The sequence below is a fragment of the Acidithiobacillus sp. AMEEHan genome, from assembly GCF_030996345.1.
Lineage (GTDB): Bacteria > Pseudomonadota > Gammaproteobacteria > Acidithiobacillales > Acidithiobacillaceae > Igneacidithiobacillus.
Genome location: NZ_CP118747.1, coordinates 1,466,157 through 1,489,002, shown reverse-complemented (window position 1 = coordinate 1,489,002; position 22,846 = coordinate 1,466,157). Strand labels below are relative to the sequence as shown.

Sequence of the window (22,846 nt, the reverse complement as noted above, 5' to 3'; positions counted from 1 at the left end):
CCATGCGTCTTCACCGGAAGATCTTGCTTGCCCTGACGGTTGCCAGCCTGAGCACAACGAGCCTGGGAGCCGAAGATCAAACTCTCAATCTCTATGCCGGGCAGGTGAAAGTAATCCCTACCAAACCGGTAAAGCGCGTTGCCGTTGGCGATGGCAAGGTGCTCAGCACAACGGTCGTCGAAGGCAAGGAGTTGCTCCTGCTCGGTGACGCCGAGGGTGAAACGAGCCTGCGGGTTTGGTACAAGGATGGCGGCGAAGAGGCGTACCGGGTCTTGGTAGCGCCCAAAAATGTCGGCCGCGCGGCGGAAGAGATGCGCGAGCTGCTTGGTGCGGATGGGCATGGCGCACAGGTTCGCGTAGTCGGCGAGCATTTGGTAATCGATGGTCACAATTTACCCGCAGACGTTCTCATGCGTATCAGCGAGCTGCAAAAGCTCTATCCCAAAACCCTGATCTTGGCCAATCCAGCACCATTCAAAATGGAAAAAATGGTGTGGCTGGATGTCAATGTGCTGGAAGTCAAAAAAAGCGCCATCGAGACGTTTGGAGTGGACTGGACCAAGCAGATTGCCGGCCCCTTCGTCGGTTACGGCAAGGACTTCGTCGGCCCAAGCTTTCGTCAGTACACTCCGCTAGGCCAAGATCCGACGCAACCCCCAGTCCAAGGGTCTGGAGTTCTCTTGACCCCGCCACCACCGGGTCTGACCGGCGCGATTGATCTCACCAATCTCGCGCGTCCTCTGGCCGGAGGTTGGAACGTGGGCCTGATCACCGGCATGCTCTCGAAAATCAACTTTGCCATGAGCAATGGCGACGCCTACCAAATCGCCAATCCACAACTCAGTGCCCGCAGCGGCGGTGAGACGAAGTTTCTAGCCGGTGGTCAGGTACCCATTTTGCAGGCCTTGGCCTCCGGAACCGTCGCCTTTCAGAATGTGACCTACAAAAATTACGGCATTCAGCTCGATTTCAAACCCCAAGTGGATGATGAAAACAACATCACTATGCATGTAGTAGCGGACATCTCCGACATCGATCCCGCCACCAGTGTGGTTCTCAATGGCTTCAATGTGCCCGGTTTCACCACTCGCCGTAGCGAGGCCGATATCAATGTTGGCGACGGCCAAACCATGGTCATTTCTGGCTTGGTCAATCCGAAAACTGCCAAAAATCTCTCTAAACTGCCTTGGTTGGGAGATATCCCCGTTTTGGGTCATCTCTTCAAATCCACCGATTTTCAGTCCGGCAACACCGATCTCATCATCCTCGTCACTCCGCGCGTCGTCTCGCCAGCTTCCCTGGAAAATATCCGCCAGGTATCCCGCGCAGTGGTCATGAAAGACGAGTATCAGAAAGTCTTGCCCAAAGATTCGGCAACGTGGGAAGCCGTAGGTCGAACTCTCGGTTCGAAAACCCCGTATCCCGAGACCCAGGCGGTACCCGCACCCAAACCCCAGCCGCCTCTGGTAGTCACGCAGCCCCCTGTGGCACAGAGTCCGAAAGACTAGGAGAAATTGTATGTTTCGCGTTATCGCTCAACACCCCAAACACGGCCCCTTGGAAGTTCGCCCCCATGACGGCGTTTGTCTGATTGGACGTTCTACGGAGGCCCATCTCCAGCTCGACGGATGGAACATAGGCAAGGAACACGCCAGGATTTTGCGGCGGGAAGATGGTCCCTATGTCGAGGCATTGAGCAGCCTCGGAGCGGTATCGGTGAATGGAGAAAAAGTGCGCTGGTATGGCCCGCTGACGGAACGCGATGTTCTTGAGGTGGGCGGCGTTACTGTGCGCATTCAAAAGAAGGAAGCGCCAAGCTCTCCCTCGTCTCCCCCCAGCCCGCCAGCTGCGCAGCAAGCAGCGGCTCCGGAAGCCATCGCGTCGATTCCGAAAGTACCGGAAGCGGACGCCAACATCGCAGAGTTGCGGCCACAAATCGATCCGCAATGGATGCAGTGGCGCTCCAACGTCCAGGAGCGCTTGCGGGCACAAATGGATTTGCGGCGCATGGATCTTGCCAGCATGAGTCGCGACGAACTGCGGCGAGTCGTCAGCAATCTTGCCACTGAGGTTTTGCAAGGAATGCGCCTACCCCCGGATCTGGACCGGGAGCGTCTTATCAGGGAAGTCGTCGATGAAGCAGTGGGGCTCGGGCCGCTGGAAGATCTCCTCGCCGACGAATCGGTTACCGAAATCATGGTCAATCGCTACGACGAAGTGTTCGTCGAACGCGGTGGGCGACTGCAACCGGCAGCAACGATTTTCAGCAGTGAGCAAGCCGTGCGGCACATCATCGATCGCATCGTGGCCCCCATCGGTCGCCGCATCGATGAAAGCTCCCCTCTGGTGGACGCCCGACTGCACGATGGTTCGCGCGTAAATGCGGTCATTCCGCCCGTGGCGCTGAAGGGTGCCAACATCACCATCCGGAAATTCAGCAAGAAACGGCTGCAGATGGAGGATCTGATGAGCTTTGGCTCGGTGGAGCCGCGCATGGCGGAGTTTCTGCGAGTAGCCGTGGAGCAGCGCAAAAACATCATCATCTCCGGCGGTACGGGCTCGGGCAAAACGACGCTGCTGAACGTGCTTTCCAACTACATTCCCCCCAACGAACGGGTGGTGACCATCGAGGACGCCGCCGAGCTCAAACTCTACCAGCCCAATCTCGTTTCCATGGAGGCGCGACCGGCAAACGTAGAAGGCAAAGGCGCCATCCCCATCCGTGAGTTGGTACGCAATGCCCTGCGTATGCGTCCTGACCGCATCGTCGTTGGTGAATGTCGTGGCGGTGAGGCACTCGACATGCTCCAGGCTATGAACACCGGGCATGACGGCTCGCTCACAACGGCCCACGCCAACAGTCCGCGCGACATGCTCTCCCGTATGGAGGTGATGGTCATGATGGCAGGCATGGAATTGCCCCTGGTCGCCATTCGTGAACAGATTGCTTCGGCCATCGACATCATCGTCCAGATCACTCGTTTTTCCTGTGGCTCGCGCAAGCTCACAGCGATTGTGGAGGTAACTGGCACGGAAAGTGGCGTGATTCAGTTACAAGAGTTGTTTCATTTCAAGCAACAGGGGTTTGGGACTGACGGGAAGGTCCGCGGTGCCTTCCGTGCTACCGGCAGCATGCCGGAATTTTACGAAGAGATGCGCGCCCGCGGTCTGCCGGTCGACATGAGCCTCTTTTTGGAGGAAGAGCATGGGCGCGTCTGAGCTTGGCATTGCCCTACTCGTTTTTCTTTCCGTTGCGGCGCTGATCTATCTGCTCGCCCAGGGATCGCGTCGCGCGCTGCAGCGCCAACAGCAACGGTTCACCAAAGATGCACAACGCAATCTGACGGACATGTTCATCTTTGCCGACCCGGGACTTCTCTGGCGCATGAATCTCGCCGCGCTGCTACTCATTCCACCGCTGTTTTATCTCGTTGTTCCCTCCTTATCGGTGGTGATCCTGCTGGCACTGATGCTTGCCGTCGCACCACGTTTTTTGCTCCGTCATCTGAAGATCCGGCGTTTTAACCGACTCCACGACCAATTGCCCGACACCCTGTTGATGATGGCCTCGGCGCTGCGTGGCGGCGCAAACCTGGGGCAAACGCTCGAAGGCTTGGCGCGCGACATGAGTGCCCCCATGAGCCAGGAGCTCTCTCTCGTGGTGCGCGAGCAACGCCTTGGCATTCCCTTCGAAGAGGCTGTCGCGCACTTGGCGGAGCGGGTGAAATCTCAGGATTTTGATCTGGTGGTCTCGGCACTACGCATCAACCGCGAGGTGGGTGGCAATCTTGCCGATACCCTTCTGCGTCTCGGCGAAACTGTGCGCAAGCGTTTGATGATGGAGCAAAAAATCAAGGCCCTTACCTCGCAAGGCAAGCTGCAGGGTCTGGTCATGACCGCTTTGCCGATACTTATCGTCCTCGCCCTCTTGCGTATCGAACCCCAGGCCGCCAGCGCACTCTTTGATACCTACAAAGGATGGGCAGTACTCGCCATTGCTGCGGTGCTCGAGCTGCTGGGCTACTGGGGCATTCGTAAAATTGTGAGTATCGAGGTGTAGTATGAGCGACCGGCTACTCCGTAGCATGAGTGCGCGTAGGCTCTGGCAGCGCAGTCTCCCCTGGCTGGGTGCTGGCCTTTTGTTGCTACTCGGGATGTACTTCTTTGGCGCTCGTGCTTGGGACCTGCTGCTGAACAATACCGGCGATTTACCCGTTCTTCTGGTAGGTGCCTTGGCAGGGGCGGTAGCAGTAGCAACGCTGTTCGGGCTCTCTCTCTTGTTTTCAGCGGTCGAGAAACAAGCGCGCGACTACATGGACCCCCTACCCAAAGGGCTTGCACATGTCTGGCCACTGGTGCGCTTCATCAACTCCACCATCGTCGTCTTTCTACCCAACAAACTGGTCTATAGCAGCGCCCAGCGCCTACAAAAAGCTGGTCTACATTATCTGGTCACCCCGCGCGATTTCTTCTCTCTGAAAATTCTCGCAGCTCTCTTTCCAGCATTTTTCAGTCTCCTTGTTTATGTCGCCTTGGGGATTTTTCGCTGGGAAATCACATTGCTCGCCATGTTACTGATGAGCTTTTATCCCGACCTGTGGTTGGTAGAACAAGCCAAAAAACGCCAAAAGCGGATTCTCAAGGATCTGCCGGTATATCTCGACTTTATTACCCTGATGGTGGAAGGTGGACTCAATCTTACCGGTGCCATCCAAATTGCTGTCGATAAGGGACCGGAAGGGCCACTGCGCAATGAGTTTCGCATCATCCTCCGCGACCTGCGCTCGGGGATGCCACGCATCGAGGTTTTCCGACGCTTTGGGGAGCGCGTCGCGATGCAAGAGCTGCGCAGCTTGGTTACTGCCATCATCCAGTCGGAAGAACGCGGTGGTAGCTTGGCTCCCGTGCTCAAGGCCCAGGCGGAGCAACGCCGCGAAGAGCGTTTCCTGCGCGCCGAAAAGGCAGCCCTAGAGGCACCCGTCAAGCTCCTGGCTCCCCTCGTCATGTTTATTTTTCCGATTGTTTTCCTCGTGTTGGCCTTTGTCATTTACATGAAATACGTGCAGGAGGTGGCCACATGAGCCAGCGGGGTAGCATCTGGCGGGGCGAAGAGTGCGTATGGGCCCAAGCCTCGCTTGCCAGCGATCCGCTTTCCCGAAGTGTAGGCCTGCTCGGCAAAAAGAGCTTGCACGCGGATCAGGCGCTATGGCTACTTCCCTGTCGTGCCGTGCACATGTTTGGCATGCGCTTTGCGCTTGATCTGCTCTGGCTCGATCGCGCTGGACAGGTGCTGGCGGTGCGATCGAATGTGCGCCCCTGGCAACTTGCGTGGCCTCGGCTTCGAGGAGTGCACAGCACCATTGAGGTGGCTGTGGGAGAGATAGCCAGTCGCGATATCGCTCTTGGCCAAAAACTGCATTGGCGAGAAATGGACGTGTGAGGAGAAACGAAAATGCCCTGTCATAGCCCGAAATCTCTCGTCGTCGAATCCCACGAAGCAGGAGCCGGAGTGGTGGAGTTCGTCATCAGCATACCCATCGTTCTGCTTCTACTCCTGGGGAGCTTGCAGGCGAGCCTGCTCTACCAGAGCCGCCTGCAACTCGAGGTGGCCGCCCAGAATGCCGCCCGCGCCGGTGCCCTGCACGGCGGCGACATCAACGCCATCCGCCGCGGCCTCGCCGAGGGACTCACGCCCCTCTATACCCACGGTCAGGATGCCCAAGCCCTGCTCAAGGGGCGCCTGGCCGCCGAGGCTGCCGCCCGCCAAGCCAAGATCGAGATCCTCAGTCCCACCGTCGAGGCTTTCCGCGACCACAAGCAATACGGACGCCTACCCCTTGACGACGACATCGGCAAGAAAATCGGCCCCGACGGCAACTGGGGCTGGGGCATACCCGAAAGCCATCTCGGCTACCGTAAGACCAGCCTCGGTGCCGGGAGCGGCCTAAGCGTGCAAGACGCCAACCTCCTCAAGATCCGCGTCACCTACCATGCCCCACTGATCATGCCCTTTATCGACAAGATACTCGCCCGCTTCGATCCCAACAACGCCGGGCGTGGCAGCGTGGTCGGCGGCAACGGCGGCGGCCAGGGTGCCTTCAGCGTGGCAGCCGGCGACTCTCTACTTCTCGGACCAAGCGCGTCTGGCCAGCTCCTGCCCACCTTTCCCCTCACCGCCGAGGCAACCTTTCGCATGCAAACCCCCTTCACCCATGTGAACGGGTTGCAGCAGACAAGCGCACTCGCCAATCCCCAGGCGGGGGGTAATGAGACCTATACACCGCCTGATAGCCAGGCCCCGACGAACGATCTCGAACCCTTGCCACCAGACGATCCCGGTATACCCGACTATGACATCGCCGACCAGCTACCGCCGCCGCCAAAGTATGGTTGCACGAATTGACCAGCACTATCGAAAAATCGGAGAGAGCGATATGATTCAGCGGATAGAGAGCACACGCACAGCACAACGCAAGGCGGTGCTCGTCGCCCTAAGTAGCGTTGCCTTTCTTTTCCAGACATTGGACGCGCAGGCGATGAACTGTAGGCTAGCACAAACGCCCACGGAAAAGGCTATCTGTTCTGACCCGGAGCTGAAACTCCTGGATGCACGCCTCGGTCGCGACTATGCGGCTTTGAAAAGCGCATTCCAAAATTCAAGCAGTCACGCTTGCGTGCTACCCGCTGAAGCCGCCAGACAGACGGAGTGGCTCGCAAAAAGAGATGCCTGTGGTGCAAATGCGGCGTGCCTAAAAAAGGCGTATGAGGAGCGACTGACAGCGCTAGGTGTTTACGCAAGGGCGTGTGTAGCTTGCGCCTCACCGACTACACCTGTAGCGTCTACCACTGGCCCAACGAGCTCCGACGCAAAAAAATGTGAGCCGATAAGTACCACAAACAATCAAAGGGAAATCGAGGCATACAACAAAAGCCACTTTGTCGTGTCTGAATCAGGAAAAGTAGCGATACGGCATTACGAGGGCATGGTTAATTGCTTGTACGAAGACTCTGTAGGTCTTGCAACCGTGGGCATAGGTCACCTGATTGAACCTCGAGGGAGTATAAAAGGATTACCTACCAGAGCTCCGAAGGAATGGGAGAAGTATCGCAGCGGAGTTACCGATGAGCAGGCTTTAACGGACATGGACGACGATATAAAGACGAGGATTAAAGAATACGCAAACAAACAAATAAAGGTAAAACTTACAACGTGCCAAATGGACGCATTGATGAGTTTCTTTTTCAATTTAGGCCCAGGTATATCTTCTATTTACAACCTTTTAAATAAATGTGATTGGAAAGGCGTAGCAAACAAGATGAAAGAGTACAATAAAGCGGGTAATAAAGTTAACCAAGGACTGGTAGACAGAAGAAAAGGTGAGGCAGATCTGTTTTTGGAATGTAAGTACCCGGAATCATCATTCGGAAGAAAAACGTGTTGCGATTATTCCGCAACAATAAATAGCAAAAAACAGACTTTCAAAGCCAAATGTAAAAGCTCGTGCAAACCTGGAGGATCGTGCTATGGCCTGTAATCTTTTTACAAACCTATCCAAACCTGTCAACATACTAGCAAGCCTTGTCCTTTTGTTTTTCTCTCTTCCCCTGCATGCAGCAAGTGCGGTAGATAGTTTAGAGACACTCAAACAAATTCCCATTGTTCCGGCAGTAAAACGGGTCATCGCGCATCCCAAAGATGCCAAGGCCATCGAGAAGCTTGTAGCTGGTGACTGGAAAGCGATTGCGACGGTTGGTTTTTCTGGGATTCTTACCGACAGAGATGCCCCCAAAACCGTGCTAGGCAAGGTCGGCAAAATTGTGCTCTCGGGCAAGGCGCCCGAGATTGGCGTCTTTGGCTGGGAAAATTCTGCTTGCGGCGCAGCCACGCCCACTGGCAAGCTCTACACTTGGGATAAGTACGAAATTCCTCCGCCCGGTTATGTTCAAATGGGGTGGCACGGGCTGGATGAGTCCGATTTTGAGCCCGAAAATGCCAAGTACTACCACATACTCACCTGGAATGGTAAGCCCTTAAGCAAGGCGCAGCTGGACGCTGCCACGCACTTGTTTCCCTTCAACCAGGATATTAAAGAGGGTCGACGTTGGCTTCTGATCGGTTTCAAGCGCAAGTGTAAAGGCAGCAAGCCGGAGGATGTGCTGCTGCTCGAACCTACTCGCGGTGGGATGCTAGTGCAGTATATGGTCGAAGGCTGGATCCTGTACGAGCGCGTCTCCCCCGGCAAAAGTCATCCGTGACCGGCGAGAGCGCACAACAAGCAAAAGGAGCGGAGCGTGCAGTTGTGTAAGATAAACAAAGCAGTTTTCTACGCACTGATCTTCGTTATCGGGCTGTTTGGCGGAAACCCACTCCTGGCGGAGAGCATCCCGGCATACGACTGCCCCGCCGCGGCGAAGAGCATCTACGCCCCAGATTTTGACAATCGCTGCAATGTGCCCAACTCCCCCTGGAGTCCGGTTTGTAGAGCGATCCATACATACAAACCCAAAGATTGGACCGACAACCCGGGATTGCTTGCATCTACCGTACATGTAGCGTTTTTAAGGAGCCTGCGCCAGGCCGGAGTAGATACCCCCTACTGCAAGGCGCTGATCGACAGCGAGGAGCCTTTCGAGCGCAAGTTGATTGCCTGTGGCAACAATGGGCCGTGTGCGGTCAAGGTGATGGGAGAGAGATCCTGGCAATTGCGCGAGTTGGAAGAGAAATTCACCGGTCCGCAACTGACTCAAGAAGCGCTGGAAGATTTTCTTGGCAAAGATGCCCGCCTCCCCGTGGGCAGCGGCGAGACCCTGGAAGAGCGCAGCATCCGGGGCCTGAGCATCTCCCCTCTCCCGCACGCCTCGCTCGCGGCACAGGGGTTGACCCTGAGCTGGGGCTTTGAACCCCACAATGCGCAGGTACAGACCGTGGTCTTCAGTAACCAGAAGGGGCAGGTCCTGGCGCTGGCGCTGGTCGATGGTCTCTACGCGCAAGGGGAAACGGCACAACAGTTGCCCGCATCGGCCCGACTCCGTCTCTTTGTGCGCAACCCCCAGCAGTTATCCTCTCTCCTCTCTGCCCTGCAGGGCTGGGCCGCCGCCGATGCCCTGGGCATGAACGTGGACTGCAGCAAAGTAGGCAATGCCGTCTGCACTCGCTGGAGCCAGTATTCCATGCCGATAACCATCTACCACCTGCCGTGCAGCAAAGGAAAACTCGCGGCCTGCCGCCTGCCCGCCCCGAAGCCCAAGGGCAACATTCCTTCCCTGGAGATCTTCCGGCAATGAAACCATCTCATCCAAACCCGCGGTGCGGCAGACACGCAGAGTGTTTACCTGAGCTTGGTGCGAAGAGAATGGCAAAGCCGCAGCCTCTGGAACTCTGCGATCTGCACCGCAAGGCCAACACCCCTACCGCCTACTGCCGCGTTCCCGGCGAAATCGGCCCCGGGTCCGCAAAAGATATCTCCCTGTTTTGGCAGTGACAGAGAGAGAAAATGCGTGCGCCAACCGAACAGAATAGAGGCGGTACCATCACCCTCTCAATTTATCTGTTATTTCTCGCGGCACCCGTTTCCGCCAGCACGAGCTATCCGCTCTCTGTACCGCCCAATCCGGAGAAACATTTGCCCGACAATAAATTCTGTGGCGAAAAAGCTGTCACCCTATGGGAATGCGGCTTGCCGAAAAAGACCGTGGTCTTATGTCTGCAACGTCAAGGCAAAGGATTGGAGCACCTCGGCCTACGCGCGGCAAATTCGCAAGGCAAAGTCCAGGAACTCGCTCGTGGCGGCCAGCCTGGCGTGCAAATGGATTATGTCATCGCGGCCAATGGAGATACCTCTCTAAGGATGACGACACCTACTGCTAACTACATGCTGATTGATTTAGCCCGCGCTCGCTCGGAATTGGAAGTGACGCTTGCAGGCCAAAGAAAAACCCAGCACTATATCTGCAAATACGGAAATCAGACCTTGGCACTGAACTATAATCTCTCGTTATTTCGGCAATTCGGTTTGGCAAAATAGATCGTTTTTCATCGCAAGAAATGGAAATAGAATTCTGGCTTACGGAGACAAACTCCTTGACATCTCTTTCTCAATGCACACGTGTACCGAAGGCTCGTGCTATGGTCTATAACTTTTTTACAAAGCTGTCCAAACCTGTCAACATACTTGCAAGCCTTGTCCTTTTGCTTTTCTCCCTTCCCCTGCATGCAGCAAGCATGGCGGATAGTGAAGAGGAAATCAAAGAGATTCCCATCGTTCCGGCGGTGCAGCGGGTCATTGCGCATCCCAAAGACGCCAAGGCCATCAAGAAGCTGATAGCCGGTGACTGGAAAGCGATTGCGACTGTTGGTTTTTCTGGGATTCTGGCGGACAAAGATACCCCTAAAACTGTGCTGGGCAAGGTCGGCAAAATTGTGCTCTCGGGCAAGGCGCCCGAAATTGGCGTCTTTGGCTGGGAAAATTCCGCCTGCGGCCCAGCTACGCCCACTGGCAAGCTCTACACTTGGGGAGACTACGACATTCCCCCGCCCGGTTATGTTCAGATGGGGTGGCAGGGGCTAGACGAGTCCGATTTTGAACTGGAAAGCGCGGGTTTCTATCACATAACCAGCTGGAATGGTAGGCCCTTGAGCAAGGCGCAGCTGCGCGCAGCAACACCTTTGCTCTCAGTAGACGATAAGCCTTGTTGGCTCCTGATCGGTTTCAAGCGCGGGTGTAAAGGCGGCAAGCCGGAAGACGTACTGCTACTCGAACCTACCCGCGGTGGGATGCTGGTGCAGCATATGGACGATGGCGAGATCCTATACGAGCGCATCTCGCCCGGCAAAAGCCGTCCGTAACCGGCGATAGCGCACAACGAGCAAAAGGAGCGGAGCGTGCAGTTGCGTAAGATAAACAAAGTAGTTTTCTATGGACTGACCTTCGTCATCGGGGCGTCCTGTATGCCCTGCAGGGCTAGGCAGCAGCCTCCACGCTCGGGACAAGCCGCCTGCCAGCGGGCCCTCACCAAGCTCCCGCCCATCGACGTCTATGACCTGCACTGCAAGGCCAAGACCCCCAGCGCCGCCTGCCGCATCCCCGGTGTAGCCGGCTCCGCCTCCGTACAAGATGTTTTCCTGTTTTGGCAGTAACAATGGAGAAGAAAATGCGTCGTGTCCTCCCATATCGTGATCGCAGCCCTGTTATTCTCTCGCTTTGCCTGTGCTTTTTGTGTCTCACATTGCCTGTCGCTGCCAGAGCCACAGGAGAGAAATCCATGCCTCCTATTTCCGAGTTGCCGATCAACCGTTTTTGCGGAGCCGAGGCGGTAACCTTATGGGAATGCAGATTGCCCAAAAAAACCGTAGTGTTGTGTCTCCAACGGCAAGGCACGGGCCTGAAGCGATTGAGCGTCCGCGAGGTGACGCCACAAACCAAGATACGGGAGCTGGTGCATGGCGGCCAACCAGGTGTGTATATGGATTACGAAAACACGCCCAATGGGGACGCCTCCCTAAAAATTACGACCCCAGCTGTCATCTATACGCTGATTGATCCCCTTCACGACCAATCCATACTTGAAGTAAGCCAAAAACACGGATCTAAGAGGAGAACGTGTCAGAATCCAAACCAGACTCTGATGCTCAATTATACCATTGCATTTTTTCGCAAGTTCGGCTTGAAGAAAAACGATTCCCATCGATCGGATGTGAATAGCGATGCGACTGATCATGCTGATATCACAAACTCTCTTCAAGCGCTCGAATTGGCAGACAAAGAGCTGAGGCAGGTAAAGGATCATGCCGAGCTTGAAGTCAAAATGCTCTCCAAAACATGGACAGTCGCACAAAATCAAGCTGTCTGGCGTTTATATGGCGCCGCTCAGCGTTTTTTTTTCAGATTATTCAGAATACGAGTACATCACCAGCGCCGGGGACCAATGGAATACCTATTGGCAAATAGAAGCCGAAAAAAATCGCTACATAGAGTTTCTTCATCTTTTGCGATTGGTTGCTGAAAATCGGCTATCAGAAACCGACGATAAAAACATAGCCGAACTACAAAAAAGCCTGAATAATACTGTTTCAATTTCGACAAATAAGATAAAAGATTCAGAATTTTTCTCTCAATACTCAGGCCGGATTTCCATTGATGCAATCAAAATCTCGCAAAAATCCTGGGAGCCCTACTACCGAGCGTGGATCAATCTGTACCGCGTACTACATCCACAAGCCGATACGCGGGTCTTACAAGCATGTTTGCTTCGTCAACGCTTGGATAGTGTTACCCTTTTCTTAGAAACCCCCAATGCCGATGAGCGCCTCGATCACTTGCCCGCCGAATCAAACGGTAAACCTTCATTTTCGTGTGCAAAGGCTACAACCAGCGCTGAGCGAAGCATCTGCGCCGATGCAGTGCTCAGCAAGAAAGATAGCGAACTTGCGCTGGACTATGAAAGCGCTCTGGATAGAATCCTTCCCTGCGATCCCAAGCGCCAAGAGCTGGTGCATGCCCAGCGTCAATGGCTCAAATCTCTCGCCAAGTGCAACGGACGAAAAGACTGCCTGCTACAGCGTTATGAACAACGTATTCATGCACTCGAGGGTCGCCAGGATTTTGTTGGCGACTTGTAGGGCGTTGCTTACATGGGGCCATCCACGCAGCTGGGGGTAGCGGCAAGAAACAAGACCATTTCCAATTCAAGACTTACGTATAGTTTCTGGGTCCCCGTTTGCGAGTCATTGGGATACGCATGGGGACTCCGATACAAATTGGTATATTGGGAAAACGATGGAGGGAGTACCTATGATGCGTTCTTTCGCACGATTGTTATTGGCGTTTGCTGCATGTGCCTGGGTCTTGCCCGGCAGAGCGAACGAGCTTGCAGGTGTTTGGGAGGGCACGGTTGGCACATTGCCCGTACGCGCCTGTTTTGAGGAGGTGAAAAATGATTCGGCAGTGCAAACGTATGGACAGTACTACTACCTGCGTTATCTGCGCTGGATCAACCTGGTTCCGCCGGAAGGCAAGAATGTACGATCAGGTACCTTCGACGAATATGATACCCAAGACCAGCGCTGGCATCTTGGGCCGGTGGAAGGCCAGGAACTTGGCGGCATCTGGACCGACGGCAAAAAGACCCTGCCCATCCGGCTTACGCGGGTCAATACCCATAAGAAGGCCTGTACCGATCCTGCCTACACCGGTCCGATGCAGAAGCTACGCCGCAAATTCGCAGGATTCCTGTCCCCAATGCACCTTATGTCAAGATCCGGGCCACCTTCCCTCCCTTAGATGCAGAGGATTATCGCTCTGAATCGTTTCTGCTAAGCGCCACCACACCTGCGGCAAAACGTTTCAATGCGGAGATGCGTAAGCGCATGGATGACTTCAAAAAAGAAGTGTTCGGCGTAGAAGAGGAGGGGAGCACTGGATTCCGCTATGATACTTTCCCCCGAAATCTTTCCTTGACCGAGTACTTGACTCCCGTCGCCATCTCTTCAACGTGGGTGGTATGGCGCGAAGATGTGATAGGGTTCCACGGGCTTGGCCAGCAACAAGCTGGATTCTGGTTATGTCATTTTGCATCTACCGACCGGAAAACAATTAGATGATCTTTTGGCCTCAAATGCACATGCCCAAGATGGCTACTGGAGCTACGCCCCCAAGCTGGAACAATTGATCAAGAGTGCACCTTATGCCCAAGGCAAAAAGGTTGTCGCGGAGTGTCAGGAATGGGAACAAACATTCGTTCATTGGTCACTCAGACCCTCGCGCCGGGGCATCGATTTCGTGCCGATCGTGCGCTATAGCGCCGAGCTATTCGAAGCCCAGCCCGACTGTGCCCGGGCACTCACTTATTCCCAGGTTTTGCCGTGGCTCAGTGGGTCGGGCAAAAAAGACTTACAAAGCTTTATGCGTTCGATGCAGGAACCTGGCGCCTGGGCAAATGATAGCGAGTGATTCGTGACGTTCCCATAATCATTGCTTACGATCGCCTTACGGAACGCTGTCCCAAGGCGAATAGCCCTTATCCATCCATTCAAATCTTGAATGATCCAGCAGAGCGCCGGGGACTCCCTCTGGAGGACGATTTTCGGGTATGCTGGGCGCCGAGCCTTCAGGCGACCTTTTCATCGGCTAAGACAGGAGGAGTACCCATGGATTCCCAAGCCCTCAACGCGCGCTGTGTTGAACTGTTCCAGAACCCCAATGTTCGCCTGCGCATGTGGAATGCCCGCATGTTCTGGAAGGTAGGCGATCAGTTCAACGTGTCCAGCGACAAGTTGACCGATCCCAAGGTCGATCTCTGCGAGCTGGAAGTGATGCTTGCCACCGCTGCACTGACAGAGTCGCAGTGTGCCGCAGAGCTCGACAAGAAAGAGCCTGGCCGCGCTGCCTTCATTCAGCGTCAGACCCGGGAAGGAATGCGCCCCCTGCTCCGCGCCGCCACTCACTGACGTATTGCAGCAAGCGGGGCAGCAACTGCGCCCCGCTACTGCACTAGGGCCATCACCGCCCGCGCGCAGATCAAATCATTCTCGGTGACCCCGCCAACGGCGTGGGTGCAGTAGCGCACGGTGCAGCGGTTGTACGAAACCTGCAGATCGGGATGATGGTCCTCGCGGTGGGCAATCCACGCCAGGGCATTCACAAAGGCCATGGTTTCGTAGAAGTTGCGAAACTGAAACGTCTTTTCCAACCCATTGTCTCGCCAAATCCAACCGGGCAAGTCCGCCAAGGCGGCGTCGATTTCGGCGGCAGATAGGGGCTGCACCCCGCCCTCACAGGCGCGACAGGTTCCTGGGCGCAAATCGTTGGGCATTCCGTCTCTCCTTTCAAAAACTGCTATGATGCCGTAATTGTAGTGCCTCGAGGTGCATCATGGCGAAAAAACCCCTGCCCCCCCTAACGACTCCCGACGGTAGCCAACAGGTGCTACTGCATTCCTGTTGCGCTCCTTGTGCCGGTCCGATCATGGCCGACATCCAGGCGGCAGGCATCGCGCTCACCATCCTCTTCTACAATCCCAACATCCATCCCGAAGCAGAATATCTCCTGCGCAAGGAGGAAAATATCCGCTACGCCCAAGAACTCGGCCTGCCCTTTGTCGATCTCGACTACGACAAGGACGACTGGTTTGCACGTGTCCGCGGCTTGGAATGGGAACCGGAGCGCGGCGCCCGCTGTACCGCGTGCTTCGACATGCGCTTCGAGCGCTCCGCCCTGTACGCCGTCGAGCATGGCTTTACGGTATTTACCAGCACCTTGGGAATCTCGCGCTGGAAGGATATGAACCAGATCAATGCCTGCGGCCACCGCGCCGCCAGTCGCTATCCCGAACGGCTACGCTATTGGGACTACAACTGGCGCAAGGGCGGCGGCAGCCAGCGGATGATCGAAATTGCCAAAAAGGAACAGTTTTATCAGCAGGAATACTGCGGCTGCGTCTATTCCCTGCGCGACACCAATCTCCACCGCATCACCCAGGGCCGCGACAAGGTCGTGCGCGGGGTGAAATTCTACGGCCGCGACGAGGCAGCCAAGGGCATCCAAAGCTGATAGCGGTCGCCCGGACCCAAGAGTTCGAGCAACGGATACTCTGGCGTGATGCCGTTGCGTTTGCACCAGGATTGCAGCGCCGCGTACCCTTTCCAGCTGGCGATGGCACTATTGGCGTGCAGATCAACCGCCACTACGCGCTGGCTCGCCCATTCCCCTGCCTGCCATCCTGACGGTAGCGCGCTTGGCGAGGCCGTCAGCAGCACCCCCAGGCGTGCTTCCACCCGGTTATTCTTGCCCTGCATCGCGCTTTCTTTCTCGATTAACGTGAGCGTAGACCCCTGCCGCCAATCAGCAGGCAGCTCCTTGACCCATTTCTCGCGCTGGCGGTCGAGGCCGGCGTAACTACCATCATACTGCCGATAGACGTAGTGCAGCTGCGGACTGCTCATCTCTTGCACAGAGGCGCTGGAAAAGACCCCCAGCCACCAGAGGGTGAAGAGCAGCATCGCCAAAAATACCAGCACTGGACCGCCCCAACCACGCCGCCAATCCCGCTTTGGGCGCATCCGTTCTGCATCGTTCATATTGCCAACTCCCGCCAAAGGCGTTGCCAATCAAAGTAAGGGCCAGGATCCCATCTCCGCCCTGGGGCGATCTCCGCATGTCCGGCAATGGCGCGCCGATCGAGGGCAGGAAAGTAGGACCAAAGCGCAGGGATCAAGCGCGACAAGGCGGCATACTGGGCATCGGCAAAGGGCTGGGTGGCGCTGCCTTCGATCTCGATGCCCACGCTGAAGTCGTTACAGCGCTCTCGCCCCTGCCACTGCGAAACCCCGGCGTGCCAGGCGCGACGATCGACGGCCACATGCTGCCAGATCTGCCCGTCGCGCTCGACAAAAAAATGTGCGGAAACCCGCAACTCCCGCAACTGCTCGTAATACGGGTGGCGGTCGAAATCGAGAGTCCCTTGGAAAAAGCGCTGCACCTCGCCAGAACCAAAATTTTCCGGCGGCAGGCTGATGGCATGCAGGACCAAAAGATCGACACTGCTGCCGGCAGGGCGCTCGTCACAGTAGGGCGAAGGCGCGCGCTGCGCCGCGCGTAACCATGGTCCCTCCCAGGAGTCCTTCATGGCGCCTCCTCTGGTGGCCAATCTGCCTGCGCCGCGAGCCAAGGGTCAAAGGCGGAAAGCCGGGCCTCGACCTGCATGGGCCGCTGGTAACGGCCATCGCGGAAGACGAAAAGCGCCGGCAGATGATAGACCTCGAATTCCTGGGTGAGCCCCATCTCGATGCCGGCATCGGCCTCCCAGACCTGCAGATCGCTGCGACGATGCTCCCACTCCGTCAACAAGCGACGCCAGATCTTGCAACTATGGCAACCCGCCGAGCTGAAAAAAAGGATCGTCCACCCCTTTTGTTCCGCCATGCGTTGCCAAAACCCGAGTTCGGAGACCCGCTCCATCGTCATAACCCGATGCGCGAGCAGCCGTTGCCGCCCCATTTCTGCATGGGCGGAGTATAGCATGGCAGGAAATCAGCGCTGCAGTTGTTGCTCCAGGGCGCGTCGATTGGGCAGATGGGCGTCGAGCAAGGCATAAAAGCGCTGATTGTGGTGGCGTTCGCACAAATGGGCGCATTCGTGGGCAACGACATAGTCGATGCAGTCCAGGGGCATCTCTACTAAGGCAAGCCGAAACGAGAGGCGGCGCGCCACGGTGTTGCAGCTCCCCCAGCGCGTGCGCATGCGGCGGATCCCCCAGGCGGCGACATTCACACCAAAGGCCCTCTCCCAACGCTCGATCATTGCCGGTAGAAGGCGTTCCAACTCCCGTCTTTGCCAGGCCTCGAGGAGCAGTCGCTGCGCAGCACGGTCGATATGGGCAGGACAGTAAAGGATGAGCCGATCGCCCTGGCGCTCCACCCGCGCCCTACCCTCCCGCGAGCAGCGTTGCAGGCGTAGGGTTTCACCCAAATGCAGGAGAACATCGTCATCCTCTTGCAGCGCGAGTTCCTGGAGTCGGGCACGCTGCTCGTGAATCCAGGGCAGTTTCTCCACCAGAAAACGGCGCAGTAGAAACTCCGGAAGATACCAGGGACAGAAAACCCAGACATCTCCGTCGGCATCGAGCTGGATACGCAGACTTTTGCGTTGTTGACGGCGGTAGCGACAACGAAGCCCAGCCACCTCCAGTGACTGGGCTGCTTGCGGCTGCTTTTTGGACACGGTACTAGGCCACCCTCAGAGCTGCGGATGCTCGCTACTCGGTGCCTGCAGGCGATTGAGGGCAGAGACGTAGGCCTTGGCGCTGGCCACGATGATGTCGGTATCTGCGCCCAAGCCATTGACCACCCGCCCATCACTCCCCTGCAGCCGCACGGTGACCTCGCCTTGGGCATCGGTGCCCGTGGTGATGGCATTCACCGAATAGAGTAAAAGCTGTGCGCCACTGCCCACCATCTCCTCGATGGCCTGGAAGGTAGCATCGACGGGTCCACCGCGGGTGACCGCGGCCGTCTTCGGCACCCCATCCACCCAAAGTTCCACCTTGGCCTCGGGATGTGTCCCCATTTCCGAGCAGACCCGCAAATAGCCCAGGCGGTAGCGATCCTGGCTGCCCTGCTGGGCATCTTCATTGACCAGTGCCTGCAGGTCCTCATCAAAGATTTCGGCCTTACGGTCCGCCAGATCCTTGAAGCGCGCGAAGACCTGGTTCAAGGCCTCGCCGTCGAGCTGGATTCCCAGCTTTTCCAAGCGCGCCCGCACGGCTGCCCGCCCGGAGAGCTTGCCCAGGGTCATGCGGTTGGCCTCCCAGCCGACGTCCTCTGCGCGCATGATTTCGTAGGTTTCGCGCTGTTTGAGGACGCCGTCCTGATGGATACCCGACTCGTGGGCGAAGGCATTGGCGCCGACGATGGCCTTGTTGGGCTGCACCGGAAAACCGGTAATGGTCGACACCAGTTTGCTGGTCGCGACGATCTGGCGGGTATCGATGCGGGTATCGCAGGCAAAGACGTCGCCGCGGGTACGCACCGCCATGACGATTTCTTCGAGGGCGGCATTCCCCGCCCGCTCGCCAAGACCGTTGATGGTGCATTCCACCTGCCGCGCCCCGTTTGCCACCGCCGCCAAGGAGTTGGCCACAGCCAAACCGAGATCATTGTGGCAATGCACGGAAAAGACCGCTTGGTCGCTGTTGGGGATGCGCTCGCGCAGGGTGGAGATGAGACGCCCAAAGCGATCCGGCAGGTTGTAGCCGACGGTGTCGGGGATGTTGATGGTACGGGCACCGGCAGCGATGGCCGCCTCGATCACCCGGCAAAGGAAATCCTCCTCCGAGCGACCGGCGTCCTCGGGAGAGAACTCCACGTCATCGCAAAGACTGCGCGCCAGTTTGACTGCCTCCACCGCCCGTTCCAGCACCTGATCCGGGGACATGCGCAATTTTGCCTGCATGTGGATGGGGCTGGTGGCAATGAAGGTATGGATGCGGCCCGCTGCCGCAGGGGCCAGGGCCTCACCGGCGCGGCGGATGTCTTCCTCCCGCGCCCGCGCCAGACCGCAAATGCGGCTTTCGCGAATACTCTCGGCAATGGCACGCACCGACGCAAAATCTCCGGGGCTCGCCGCCGGAAAACCGGCCTCGATGACATCCACCCGCAGCCGTTCCAGTGCCTTGGCGATGCGCAATTTTTCGTCTTGGGTCATGGCAGCGCCCGGCGACTGCTCGCCATCGCGCAAGGTGGTATCGAAAATGATCAACTGCTCTTTCTGCTGCATGGCAAATCCTTCCTAAATCGGAATCTCGGGAATCTTTGGATAATTAAACGGGACCGCGGCGGGTCGAAAGAGATTCTTAGCCCCAGCGGGGCAGCAGCAGTCGGCCTTCGCCGAAGGCGAACGCAAGTAGGAGTGCCTGCAAAGAGAATGGCTTCATGGAGCGGAATATAGACAAACTCCAAAAAGAATGCAAATGTAACGACGCCACGACACCGATGGAGCCTGTATGCGCCTGCTTCTTGCCATTCTCATTCCCTGGCTGCAGTTCTTTACCATTGGCCGGCCTTTTGCTGGCATCATCTGCCTAATCTTGCAGCTCACCGTGATTGGCTGGGTGCCGGCAGCCATTTGGTCGGTGTATGCCCTGAGCCAATACGAGACCGATCGCAAGATTCGACAGGCCACCCGCAACTAAGCATCAGGACGTCTGTAACCAACGATAGACCGTCCTCTCACTGACCCCCAGCCGCTCTGCTACCAAGCGACGGTTACCTTGATAGTGAGCCAGGAGCTCGTCGAGGTCCTGGGGACGCCCACGCCGGGTGGAAACCAGAGTGGGCCGCGGGTGTGGCGCCGTTTCCACCGCCGGTCGCTCTTCCATATTCAAGAAACGCAGATGCTCGGGCCGGATCATGGGACTATCGGCGAGGGCGACCGCTTTTTGCAGGATATTGCGCAACTCCCGGACATTGCCCGGGAAATTGTAGGCGCAGAGGCGGCGCTCGGCTTCGGCGCTGAGCTGCCAACGACCGGACCACTCCTGACCAATACGGTCGAGCAGGACGCGGGCAATACCGGGTATATCTTCGCGCCGCTCCCGCAGCGGCGGCAGGTCGATGGTGATGGCGGCGAGGCGATAATAGAGGTCCTCGCGAAAGCTCCTCTCTGCGACCATATCACGCAGGTTACGATTGCTGGCGGCGATGACCCGTACATTGGCGTGCAACAGGTCCGATCCCCCCAACCGCCGGAAAACGCCGGTTTCCAAGACCCGCAATAGCTTTGCTTGCACCGGTAAAGGCAATTCACCGACTTCGTCGAGAAACAAGGTGCCGCCGTCAGCACTTTCGTAGAGGCCAATTTTGCGCCCGATGCAGCCGGTGTAGGCGCCCCGCTCGTGTCCCAGGAACTCACTCTCGAAAAGATGTTCCGGAAGGGTCGTACAATCCACGGTGATCAGGGGCTTTGCGGAGCGAGCGGAAAATTGATGGAGGGCACTGGCAGCCAGCTCCTTACCGACCCCACTTTCGCCCCAGAGCAAGACGCTGGCATCGGTTCGCGCAGCCATCTCGATATGATGCAGACACCGCAAAAAGGCCGGAGAGCGACCGACCATGCGTAATTCGTTGCAGGTGATGTCGTTACGTTCCCGGGGCAGACGGATGATTTCCTCCGCCAGATAGGCCTGACCGCGCAAATCGCGCAGGACATGGCCACGAATACGCACATGTTCGGCATTGCCGGAAGGGTCGTAATGCACATGCCGCACCTCGTGCGGCTCGCCGTGGCGAAACACCGTCTGATGCGGACAGTCTTCGCCGTTCTGATGACAGGGAACCTCCGAATGATGCGAGACCTGATGACAGCGCCGGCCAACCACCTCCTCGGCGGTGACGCCGTAGCACTCCCGATAAGCGCGGTTGGCGGCAACAATGCGATATTCTTCATCAATGACGACCATGGGATGCTGCTGCAAATCCATGGCCGACTGCACATCCAAAGCTTCTAACGGCGGCGTGTTCTTATCCAAAGGATCTTCTCCATGATTCCTTATATGGGAGAAAAACGGACAAAATTAATTTATGGAACGATAACCATTTTCTCCATTATGCCGATTTTGGCAAAAAAACCAAGACGCAACCGATTCAGCGTAACTGTAATCTGCCTATGGGATACGCGAACGAGAGAAATCTGGATGCAGGGACAAATGGGCGAGAAGACGCGGGCAAAAGATATTAACTTAGAATATTATTTACTTCTGATGTTTAACCGCTTTGGATTCTTGCGCCACTGGGAATCCGGTACTCCCAGCAAAAACGACCCGCCGGAGCGGGTCGAAGAACTCATGATTGTGGCCATGAGGAGGAGGTACAGCCAATAGATTTGAAATGTTACCCCAGCGGGCCGTTAGCAGTGACGATTTCCGGTTCCATAGGAGCCAATAGTGACAACAGGTAGTTCTGTGCACCGATGGGGATGCGATGGGCGTCCATGGCATCGATCATGTCTTGTGATAAGTAATTGAACGCAGCCGTGGTGATCTGCAACCCTCGATGCGCATCCGTAGCAAAGATCAGAAGCTGGTCGTCAGCGAGAGGTAGCAGGCCACTCTGGTTGTTTTCTGTAGCAACGGTTCCCAAGTCCAGATAAGCTGCAGTTACTGACAATTGTTTGTACGGAAACCACGCAGGACTTGTTGGTTTGCATTGGTGGCATCAATATTCACGTCAGCCAACGTGGCCAGACCGAATATACCGTCCAGCCAAACCTTGGTAGCCGACAGATAATACGACATCGCATGGCGAGCTACACCGAGCGTAGCGGCCAGATTTTTCAGCATCTCATTGTGGTGATAATCAATGCCGATGGCGACTTGCGGCTCCCTCCAGTTTTCATCTTAGTTACATCGGAACGTAGTCGTAGCAGTAGCCGTGGGGGCTGATTTTCCCTGCGACAACTTTGCAGGTGCCGAAGGCTGATCCACTCGCGCCAGGAACGAAGTTTGCGCAATTGCTGCACATGTCCTGACCCGAGGGATGATCCTGATAGTGAACAGAAGCCTTACTGACGAGCGTGGATGCCTCGGCTTGGGATACAAAAACCAAAGGAGCCATAGCGGCCGTAGCCACAAAAGCACCACTCATTTTGAGCCAGTCACGGCGAGACAACGATTTCATACACACCTCCTTGCGGCAGAGAGACCCAACTGAATATACGTAGGGTCCCTCATTTTGGATTCACACGATTTTGGCCGTCCATACAAAATGGTCAACCAACGGTGACTCTCTGGTGGATTGTCGAGTTGATAGTAACGCGCTGATTTAAGAAACGTCCTTGTGGGGTCGCATTGCTAGCAACCGGATCACGATAGGAATGGCCTTTCAACACAAGGCGATTGCTGGAGACTCCCCGATTTTCGAGATATCGAGCAACACTCTCGGCACGCGCTACCGAAAGTCGATAGTTGTAGGCGTAGCTGCCAGTCTTGCTGCAGTAGCCATTCACGTTCAAGACGGCTTGTGGATGATTATTTGCGAAGGCGGCGACTTCATCGAGCACCTTGATATCCCGTCCCAGCAGTTTCGCCGAGTTGGTTTGGAAGTTGACTCCCGTGATGGTAATGGGCTTGCTCTGCAAAACGGTGTGCGCAATGGGTGCAACCGGGGCGGGAACTGCTTTGGGTGCCGGCTTTGGAGCGGGGGACGGGGCTGGGAGAGGCGGCGCGCAATTGAAGGGATTCTCCCCGCAGCCAGCAAGGCCGGCGGCTACCATTCCGAACAAAACGTACTGGGAAATTTTCATGAAGTTCTCCTAACGTATCAAAAGGGCTGAGGGTCGCCCCTCAGCCACCCGAA

32 protein-coding genes are annotated in these 22,846 nt (G+C 56.5%); 21 read left to right on the top strand and 11 right to left on the bottom strand.

Translation table 11 applies throughout. The annotated features are described in order from the left end of the window. Positions 1 to 2: 2 nt before the first annotated feature. From ORD17_RS07660 to ORD17_RS07575, 18 genes are all read left to right on the top strand, one after another. Positions 3 to 1,508 carry a pilus assembly protein N-terminal domain-containing protein gene (locus ORD17_RS07660; protein ID WP_308387759.1) on the top strand — a complete coding sequence of 502 codons (1,506 nt, stop codon included), beginning with the start codon at positions 3 to 5 and terminating at the stop codon, positions 1,506 to 1,508. A gap of 10 nt (positions 1,509 to 1,518) precedes the next feature. Further along, positions 1,519 to 3,219, top strand: coding sequence for an ATPase, T2SS/T4P/T4SS family (locus ORD17_RS07655; RefSeq protein ID WP_308387758.1), 1,701 nt, complete (start codon positions 1,519 to 1,521; stop codon positions 3,217 to 3,219). Continuing rightward, positions 3,206 to 4,060, top strand: coding sequence for a type II secretion system F family protein (locus ORD17_RS07650; protein WP_308387757.1), 855 nt, complete (start codon positions 3,206 to 3,208; stop codon positions 4,058 to 4,060). Before ORD17_RS07655 ends, ORD17_RS07650 begins: the two co-directional genes overlap by 14 nt. A 1-nt stretch (position 4,061) precedes the next feature. Then, positions 4,062 to 5,081, top strand: a complete 1,020-nt coding sequence (locus tag ORD17_RS07645; RefSeq protein WP_308387756.1) for a type II secretion system F family protein — start codon at positions 4,062 to 4,064, stop codon at positions 5,079 to 5,081. Beyond that, on the top strand, positions 5,078 to 5,440 hold the full coding sequence (locus tag ORD17_RS07640; RefSeq protein ID WP_308387755.1) for a DUF192 domain-containing protein: 363 nt from the start codon (positions 5,078 to 5,080) through the stop codon (positions 5,438 to 5,440). Before ORD17_RS07645 ends, ORD17_RS07640 begins: the two co-directional genes overlap by 4 nt. A 12-nt stretch (positions 5,441 to 5,452) precedes the next feature. Further along, the gene (locus ORD17_RS07635) at positions 5,453 to 6,403 is read left to right on the top strand and encodes a TadE/TadG family type IV pilus assembly protein (protein WP_308387754.1); all 951 of its coding nucleotides are present in this window, start codon (positions 5,453 to 5,455) and stop codon (positions 6,401 to 6,403) included. A gap of 31 nt (positions 6,404 to 6,434) precedes the next feature. Further along, positions 6,435 to 7,535 carry a glycoside hydrolase family protein gene (locus ORD17_RS07630; RefSeq protein ID WP_308387752.1) on the top strand — a complete coding sequence of 367 codons (1,101 nt, stop codon included), beginning with the start codon at positions 6,435 to 6,437 and terminating at the stop codon, positions 7,533 to 7,535. Then, a complete protein-coding gene (locus ORD17_RS07625) occupies positions 7,525 to 8,256 on the top strand; it encodes a hypothetical protein (protein ID WP_308387751.1) in 732 nt (243 codons plus the stop codon). The genes ORD17_RS07630 and ORD17_RS07625 overlap by 11 nt, the downstream gene beginning before the upstream one ends. 36 nt (positions 8,257 to 8,292) lie before the next feature. Then, on the top strand, positions 8,293 to 9,285 hold the full coding sequence (locus ORD17_RS07620; RefSeq protein WP_308387750.1) for a hypothetical protein: 993 nt from the start codon (positions 8,293 to 8,295) through the stop codon (positions 9,283 to 9,285). A gap of 68 nt (positions 9,286 to 9,353) precedes the next feature. Beyond that, a complete protein-coding gene (locus ORD17_RS07615; RefSeq protein ID WP_308387749.1) occupies positions 9,354 to 9,482 on the top strand; it encodes a hypothetical protein in 129 nt (42 codons plus the stop codon). 12 nt (positions 9,483 to 9,494) lie between these two features. Then, a complete protein-coding gene (locus ORD17_RS07610) occupies positions 9,495 to 10,025 on the top strand; it encodes a hypothetical protein (RefSeq protein ID WP_308387748.1) in 531 nt (176 codons plus the stop codon). A gap of 56 nt (positions 10,026 to 10,081) precedes the next feature. Then, complete coding sequence (locus ORD17_RS07605; protein ID WP_308387747.1) at positions 10,082 to 10,846, top strand: hypothetical protein; 765 nt, start codon at positions 10,082 to 10,084, stop codon at positions 10,844 to 10,846. A gap of 36 nt (positions 10,847 to 10,882) precedes the next feature. Continuing rightward, a complete protein-coding gene (locus ORD17_RS07600) occupies positions 10,883 to 11,137 on the top strand; it encodes a hypothetical protein (protein WP_308387746.1) in 255 nt (84 codons plus the stop codon). Positions 11,138 to 11,262: 125 nt separating this feature from the next. Beyond that, positions 11,263 to 12,003, top strand: a complete 741-nt coding sequence (locus tag ORD17_RS07595) for a hypothetical protein (protein WP_308387745.1) — start codon at positions 11,263 to 11,265, stop codon at positions 12,001 to 12,003. Then, positions 11,987 to 12,619 (top strand): lysozyme inhibitor LprI family protein, encoded by a 633-nt coding sequence (locus ORD17_RS07590; protein ID WP_308387744.1) that lies wholly within the window; start codon positions 11,987 to 11,989, stop codon positions 12,617 to 12,619. Before ORD17_RS07595 ends, ORD17_RS07590 begins: the two co-directional genes overlap by 17 nt. A gap of 172 nt (positions 12,620 to 12,791) precedes the next feature. Continuing rightward, on the top strand, positions 12,792 to 13,280 hold the full coding sequence (locus ORD17_RS07585; RefSeq protein WP_308387742.1) for a hypothetical protein: 489 nt from the start codon (positions 12,792 to 12,794) through the stop codon (positions 13,278 to 13,280). Positions 13,281 to 13,532: 252 nt separating this feature from the next. Further along, positions 13,533 to 13,949, top strand: a complete 417-nt coding sequence (locus ORD17_RS07580) for a hypothetical protein (protein WP_308387740.1) — start codon at positions 13,533 to 13,535, stop codon at positions 13,947 to 13,949. Between the two features lie 197 nt (positions 13,950 to 14,146). Continuing rightward, positions 14,147 to 14,446, top strand: coding sequence for a hypothetical protein (locus tag ORD17_RS07575; RefSeq protein ID WP_308387739.1), 300 nt, complete (start codon positions 14,147 to 14,149; stop codon positions 14,444 to 14,446). Positions 14,447 to 14,481: 35 nt separating this feature from the next. Here the strand turns inward: ORD17_RS07575 and ORD17_RS07570 are convergent, their stop codons facing one another. Beyond that, positions 14,482 to 14,811 carry a 4a-hydroxytetrahydrobiopterin dehydratase gene (locus tag ORD17_RS07570; protein WP_308387737.1) on the bottom strand — a complete coding sequence of 110 codons (330 nt, stop codon included), beginning with the start codon at positions 14,809 to 14,811 and terminating at the stop codon, positions 14,482 to 14,484. Positions 14,812 to 14,870: 59 nt separating this feature from the next. Here ORD17_RS07570 and ORD17_RS07565 point away from each other — a divergent pair, with 59 nt between their 5' ends. Continuing rightward, positions 14,871 to 15,548, top strand: a complete 678-nt coding sequence (locus ORD17_RS07565; RefSeq protein WP_308387736.1) for an epoxyqueuosine reductase QueH — start codon at positions 14,871 to 14,873, stop codon at positions 15,546 to 15,548. Here the strand turns inward: ORD17_RS07565 and ORD17_RS07560 are convergent. From ORD17_RS07560 to ORD17_RS07540, 5 genes are read right to left on the bottom strand one after another with little or no spacing between them, the layout of a single operon-like run. Beyond that, positions 15,509 to 16,075 (bottom strand): hypothetical protein, encoded by a 567-nt coding sequence (locus tag ORD17_RS07560; RefSeq protein ID WP_308387735.1) that lies wholly within the window; start codon positions 16,073 to 16,075, stop codon positions 15,509 to 15,511. The genes ORD17_RS07565 and ORD17_RS07560 overlap by 40 nt on opposite strands. Then, positions 16,072 to 16,623 carry a 1,6-anhydro-N-acetylmuramyl-L-alanine amidase AmpD gene (gene ampD, locus ORD17_RS07555; protein WP_308387734.1) on the bottom strand — a complete coding sequence of 184 codons (552 nt, stop codon included), beginning with the start codon at positions 16,621 to 16,623 and terminating at the stop codon, positions 16,072 to 16,074. The genes ORD17_RS07560 and ampD overlap by 4 nt, the downstream gene beginning before the upstream one ends. Further along, complete coding sequence (locus tag ORD17_RS07550) at positions 16,620 to 17,018, bottom strand: thioredoxin family protein (protein WP_308387733.1); 399 nt, start codon at positions 17,016 to 17,018, stop codon at positions 16,620 to 16,622. Before ORD17_RS07550 ends, ampD begins: the two co-directional genes overlap by 4 nt. Before the next feature lie 9 nt (positions 17,019 to 17,027). Next, positions 17,028 to 17,717: a SprT family zinc-dependent metalloprotease gene (locus tag ORD17_RS07545; RefSeq protein ID WP_308387731.1), complete on the bottom strand. Its 690-nt coding sequence runs from the start codon at positions 17,715 to 17,717 to the stop codon at positions 17,028 to 17,030. Positions 17,718 to 17,732: 15 nt separating this feature from the next. Then, positions 17,733 to 19,271: a 2-isopropylmalate synthase gene (locus ORD17_RS07540; RefSeq protein ID WP_308387730.1), complete on the bottom strand. Its 1,539-nt coding sequence runs from the start codon at positions 19,269 to 19,271 to the stop codon at positions 17,733 to 17,735. A gap of 226 nt (positions 19,272 to 19,497) precedes the next feature. Here ORD17_RS07540 and ORD17_RS07535 point away from each other — a divergent pair, with 226 nt between their 5' ends. Continuing rightward, positions 19,498 to 19,686, top strand: a complete 189-nt coding sequence (locus ORD17_RS07535; RefSeq protein WP_308387728.1) for a YqaE/Pmp3 family membrane protein — start codon at positions 19,498 to 19,500, stop codon at positions 19,684 to 19,686. Positions 19,687 to 19,689: 3 nt separating this feature from the next. On the opposite strand, the gene ORD17_RS07530 is transcribed toward ORD17_RS07535, so the two are convergent. Beyond that, positions 19,690 to 21,021, bottom strand: a complete 1,332-nt coding sequence (locus ORD17_RS07530) for a sigma 54-interacting transcriptional regulator (RefSeq protein WP_308387726.1) — start codon at positions 21,019 to 21,021, stop codon at positions 19,690 to 19,692. Positions 21,022 to 21,033: 12 nt separating this feature from the next. On the opposite strand from ORD17_RS07530, the gene ORD17_RS07525 reads away from it, so the two are divergent. Further along, the gene (locus ORD17_RS07525) at positions 21,034 to 21,372 is read left to right on the top strand and encodes a hypothetical protein (protein WP_308387725.1); all 339 of its coding nucleotides are present in this window, start codon (positions 21,034 to 21,036) and stop codon (positions 21,370 to 21,372) included. Positions 21,373 to 21,382: 10 nt separating this feature from the next. On the opposite strand, the gene ORD17_RS07520 is transcribed toward ORD17_RS07525, so the two are convergent. From ORD17_RS07520 to ORD17_RS07505, 4 genes are all read right to left on the bottom strand, one after another. Next, positions 21,383 to 21,658 carry a hypothetical protein gene (locus ORD17_RS07520; protein WP_308387724.1) on the bottom strand — a complete coding sequence of 92 codons (276 nt, stop codon included), beginning with the start codon at positions 21,656 to 21,658 and terminating at the stop codon, positions 21,383 to 21,385. Further along, positions 21,649 to 21,831, bottom strand: coding sequence for a DUF3034 family protein (locus ORD17_RS07515; protein WP_308387723.1), 183 nt, complete (start codon positions 21,829 to 21,831; stop codon positions 21,649 to 21,651). The genes ORD17_RS07520 and ORD17_RS07515 overlap by 10 nt, the downstream gene beginning before the upstream one ends. 61 nt (positions 21,832 to 21,892) lie before the next feature. Continuing rightward, the gene (locus ORD17_RS07510; protein ID WP_308387722.1) at positions 21,893 to 22,168 is read right to left on the bottom strand and encodes a high-potential iron-sulfur protein; all 276 of its coding nucleotides are present in this window, start codon (positions 22,166 to 22,168) and stop codon (positions 21,893 to 21,895) included. 91 nt (positions 22,169 to 22,259) lie between these two features. After that, positions 22,260 to 22,793, bottom strand: a complete 534-nt coding sequence (locus ORD17_RS07505) for an OmpA family protein (RefSeq protein ID WP_374693358.1) — start codon at positions 22,791 to 22,793, stop codon at positions 22,260 to 22,262. Between the last annotated feature and the right edge of the window lie 53 nt (positions 22,794 to 22,846).